The sequence below is a fragment of the Rhodopseudomonas sp. BR0C11 genome, from assembly GCF_010820945.1.
Taxonomy (GTDB): Bacteria; Pseudomonadota; Alphaproteobacteria; order Rhizobiales; family Xanthobacteraceae; genus Rhodopseudomonas; species Rhodopseudomonas palustris_H.
The window spans coordinates 1-4,158 of record NZ_QTKI01000416.1; the positions used below are offsets into that span (position 1 = coordinate 1).

7 protein-coding genes are annotated in these 4,158 nt (G+C 59.3%); all 7 read right to left on the reverse strand.

All coding sequences use genetic code 11. The features are described from left to right. Positions 1 to 210: 210 nt before the first annotated feature. The 7 genes from DYI24_RS22445 to DYI24_RS22475 all read right to left on the reverse strand — a co-directional run bounded on the left by DYI24_RS22445 (position 211) and on the right by DYI24_RS22475 (position 3,871). Entirely contained in the window at positions 211 to 810 is a 600-nt protein-coding gene (locus DYI24_RS22445; RefSeq protein WP_164573903.1) for a GNAT family N-acetyltransferase, read from the reverse strand. Between the two features lie 332 nt (positions 811 to 1,142). Then, complete coding sequence (locus DYI24_RS22450; protein WP_246701346.1) at positions 1,143 to 1,403, reverse strand: hypothetical protein; 261 nt, start codon at positions 1,401 to 1,403, stop codon at positions 1,143 to 1,145. A gap of 314 nt (positions 1,404 to 1,717) precedes the next feature. After that, positions 1,718 to 2,017 carry a hypothetical protein gene (locus DYI24_RS22455; RefSeq protein WP_164573905.1) on the reverse strand — a complete coding sequence of 100 codons (300 nt, stop codon included), beginning with the start codon at positions 2,015 to 2,017 and terminating at the stop codon, positions 1,718 to 1,720. 177 nt (positions 2,018 to 2,194) lie between these two features. After that, entirely contained in the window at positions 2,195 to 2,737 is a 543-nt protein-coding gene (locus tag DYI24_RS22460) for a hypothetical protein (RefSeq protein WP_164573906.1), read from the reverse strand. Positions 2,738 to 2,817: 80 nt separating this feature from the next. After that, positions 2,818 to 3,261: a membrane protein insertion efficiency factor YidD gene (yidD, locus tag DYI24_RS28830; protein ID WP_502706364.1), complete on the reverse strand. Its 444-nt coding sequence runs from the start codon at positions 3,259 to 3,261 to the stop codon at positions 2,818 to 2,820. Then, the gene (locus DYI24_RS22470; RefSeq protein WP_164573908.1) at positions 3,195 to 3,452 is read right to left on the reverse strand and encodes a hypothetical protein; all 258 of its coding nucleotides are present in this window, start codon (positions 3,450 to 3,452) and stop codon (positions 3,195 to 3,197) included. Before DYI24_RS22470 ends, yidD begins: the two co-directional genes overlap by 67 nt. A 179-nt stretch (positions 3,453 to 3,631) precedes the next feature. After that, positions 3,632 to 3,871 carry a hypothetical protein gene (locus tag DYI24_RS22475; protein WP_164573909.1) on the reverse strand — a complete coding sequence of 80 codons (240 nt, stop codon included), beginning with the start codon at positions 3,869 to 3,871 and terminating at the stop codon, positions 3,632 to 3,634. Positions 3,872 to 4,158: the final 287 nt, after the last annotated feature.

Sequence of the window (4,158 nt, forward strand, 5' to 3'; positions counted from 1 at the left end):
CCGCGCAGGTTTAGACGGAGTAATGCGATCAGCCAATCCTCTGCCGCCATTGAGGAGCGCTGCGCCTTCGGCTTCCTTGCGCGGCGTCAAATCACCTCGCGCCCCCGAATGGCCGGACGCGTGGCGAGGGGCGAAAGACGAAGAGAAAAAGACGCTGGGCTGGTCGGATGGGGCGCGCGTAGCGACCCCCATCAGCCGCGACGCGCGCGATCAGCGGCTGAGCTGTTTCAGCATCGTGGTGGCGCTGCGGAAGCCGAACAGCGGCTCCAGCAGGCCGAGCGATTGCGTGCCGCGTGCCTGGTAGCCCTGCCGCTCGTACAGCTTTCGTGCGCCGTGATTGCTGTCGATCACGTCGAGCCGCACGGCCTTGAGACCGCAGGCTGCGGCGTGCTGTTCGACGGCGTTGAGCAGCGCGGTGCCGACGCCGAGCCCGCGGGCCTGTTCATCGACGAAGATGCCGTCCATCAGCAGCGTGCCGCGCTCGCAGGGGCGCTCCAGGATGCTCAGCAGCAGCCCGCGCCAGACCGCCTGCACCGGGCCGTAGATCCGCACGATATCGCCGAACCCGCCACCGACGAAGGCGCCGTCCGGCGTCTTGAACCCGGAGACGCCGAGGAAGCGGCCGTCGTCGGCGACGGCGCTGATCGCGTAGTTGGCATCCAGTATCCGCCGGATCAAAGCGACGGCCTGGCGCCGCGGCCCGAGCGAATAATGCAGCTTGCGCGCGAATGCCGCCCAATAGCCGGCGGCAGCCTGCGCCCGATGCTGCGGCCGCAGCCCATGCTCGATCCGGAAGGTGGTTGGTGTCATCGTGGCCGTCCTGTTGTCGCCCCCCGCCAGCGGGGCAGCGCTCGGAATGCTGCGCCGAGCGTTCGCGGCGGGCAGCACCCGGCTGGTCTCACGCCGCGAGCCTAGCGAGCGCTTTATGGCGACGGTCGGGCGCAACCGGCGCCGGCCCCGCGCCTCTATGTCGCTCCGTGTTGCGTCAGTGCGCGCTTTCAACGAGTCATTCCGGGGCGCTCGCGAAAGCGAGCGAACCCGGAATCTCGATCCCTGGATCAACGAATGGTCCAACCTAATCCGTGAGCCGAGAACGCCGAACCGGTCGATCAGCCAAACTCGTCACCGGTCCTGAAAGCCGCTCAGCTCAGCATCGGCCACAGCCGATATGCCACCGCGACGGCGAGCACGATCGCGGCCCAGATCAAGGCGTGGTTCAGCCATTGGCTGGTGCTGGTCCCGCGCAGCATGCCGCGGCCGACGAACAGCGTCAGCGCCGACAGCATCGCGACGCCGACCACCGTGGAGGAGTCGAACAGTTCGCCGCTATACGCAGTGTCGTTGACGATCGCCGCCACGCCGCCGGTGACCACGATCGCGATCAGAAGCCAGAAATACGCCATGGCCGAAGTCTCCGCCGCACCGCGCGCCCCTGTCAATGCGGGGCAGCGACGCGGGGGTGCCCGTAAGTATGGAGTCCGGGCCCGCGTTCCGCGCGCCCCGGAATGACGTGGAGAGAGGATGACTTGTCCGAAAGCAGGTCATTCCGGGGCGCTCGCGAAGAGAGCGAACCCGGAATCTCGACGTTGTGACAGGAATCGCCGCGACGTGATCAGAGCGTAGGGCGGGTTAGCCGAAGGCGTAACCCGCCGATACGTGACGGCTTGAAGGCGGCGGATGCCGCTGCGCTGATCAGCCCTACGGGGCCGTTCGAAGACTAGATGAGGCCCTGCTCAGCGGCCCGTAACCGGAATTCAGCGCACTCGCGCGCATCTATGCTGAAACGTTCCGGAAACTTGAGCACGGCGGCTTCAATTGACCAGTCCTTCAGGCCAAGGCTCAACAATTTCTTGAACCCACTCTGTATCTCTCCCTTAGTCACTAACCTTTCAATGGCACTAACTGTCCCATACTGTCGGCGCATCCGCTGAAACGTTGTCGGAGGATATCCCTTGCTCAACGAAATCTGGATGGTCTCGTCGATGAATGCCTCCAGCGGATCCATAATCGCCTTCACTTTCTATACCTAAATGCTGAGACATAAAGGAGTTGGATCGCTGCGCTCAGCAGTGACGCTTGCTGATGAGGATATCTGATTGTCGCTCGTAGGAAAGACTTGATCCGTCGCACCAGATCCCACGACTCGATGTCTGCGCACCGACCATCGAACAACACACGTCGGAAGCGCGGCTGACTATCCTTCACGAACCGACTTTATCGGCATTCTCTGCAGATGTGGGTGGATTTCTTCATCAAGTTCTCGGATTACAGCGTGCATTTCGACCAGTGCTTCCTCCAAAATGGCAAGGTGACCGCAGCAAAGCGCGCATCCGAGAATTACGATCTCCTTGTCCGAATCGCCTTCATGTTGTCGTTGTGCTTCCGGATTCATCTGCTTCATGCAGGCATGACGCAATTCGGCGAGTTTCTTTCGCCTGTCGTCGATATCGGAACTATGTGCGATTCCATTTCTAAGCAGATTAAGCGTTCTCAACGTTTCCCAGGCTGGATCCTCTTGCATTCGTAGGGCCATTGCCCTTGCTATCTGGATCTTTCTTTCGAAGCTCAGCCGGGTGACATACTGGGGGTAGAAGAAGATTGCTTCAATCACGGAATCTAAGTCTTGCTCAACGAGAAGGTGCCCTCGCAGCACAATGCTTGCTATCTCGTCTATCTGCGATAGGTGTTGGCTGAATCGTTCAAAGAACTCGTCAGAACTATCTAGATCGCCTTCCATCGTGGCCTCATCGCTCAAAAATTGCATAGATGTACAGTTGCTTGGAACGGCGCATGGTAGTTGGTTCGTGATTTCTACCGCTATCTCAACATGTGAGTGTGTTGGCCCTTCAAGACATCTGCGATCTCATCGGGGCCAAATCGCAGGCCATCCGAGGTCACGAGCCACGTCTCGCCCGACGCAGTGACGCTCAATCTGTAGCTGCCGCCACAACGATTGATTTGTGCGGCAGCGAGCTTAATGCCCTCAGAAAAGCCGTACTGCTCTAGCGCCTCTAGCGCCCGTTGCGAACAGGTTGGATTGAATAGGCAAGTGCGCTTGGTGTGCTGAGACAAAAAGCGGCGATACAGTCTGATTGTCCCAATTGCGAGCCGTGCCGCGACGGGCTCAATCAGGCGGGGGACTGGCCTACGGGCTGCGGCTCGGACGGCCCAGCAGCAAATCCTGGCGATCAATATCATCCGATCGTTCTGATCGCCGTACCCCAACCGTATACCTCGAACACCGGCTGAGTGTTGTTGCATCCGAGGTTGGCGCTCGACATGCGGTAGTCGTAGCCGACGTGAATGACGCCGTCACCACCGGACGCGAGAGCCGCATCGTACAGCGCCTGTGTCACCTCTTCGTAGGCTTCCTGAATCGGAAGTCCGCCGGCATGGCCGCAGCCGCTTGATGTCGGTGTCCGGCTGACGGTGGCATGGACGACCCCCAGCACCTCGTAGGGCAGATTGATGTTTCCTGTCGCGATCAGCGTTATTAGATCCTCTCGAAAATGATTGCATAAATCTCAAAATCGATACGTGTTCTATCGCGTCGTTCGTAGCTCGATAGAAGTTCCGAAAGATAGATAGAGACGCGGCAGATCGTCGGTGCGCACGTATTGCGCGGACTGAGTTACTGCTGCGGCTGCCGGCAAGAATTGCGAATAGCCCTGACGTCGCCGACCAATTGGCCGAACGCGAACAGCGCAACACCGGGGATCGACAGCAGCACTGCGATCAGGAACAGCAGGATGGTGGCGCCGCCCACAGGTATCTGCAATTCGCGGGATAAAGGCGCCTGTAGTCCGATGAAGAACGACAGCCAAACCAGAACGAGATAAGCGCTCGAAACAATCTTGAGAAATGCCGCCATGCTTAAACTCCAAAACAATCGGTTCAGGCTGGCACGTGATGGAGCAGAGGTGCAACTCGACGTTGGGTTGAATGTGGGTCGAAGAAGTCTCGCCGATGTGCGGCCAATGAGGAGGGCAGATTGCGCTTCGCTAATCCGCCCTACGGGCGACGAACCTAATACCTAAATTGGATTGCAGATTGTCCGGTCTGCAATAATATAGAATGTTATTAGTGGCTCTGTGGTGTTGATTTTCGTTTTCCGGTGAAATTGATGAGTGTCGATTTCATTGATCCAGCGGCGGGAGG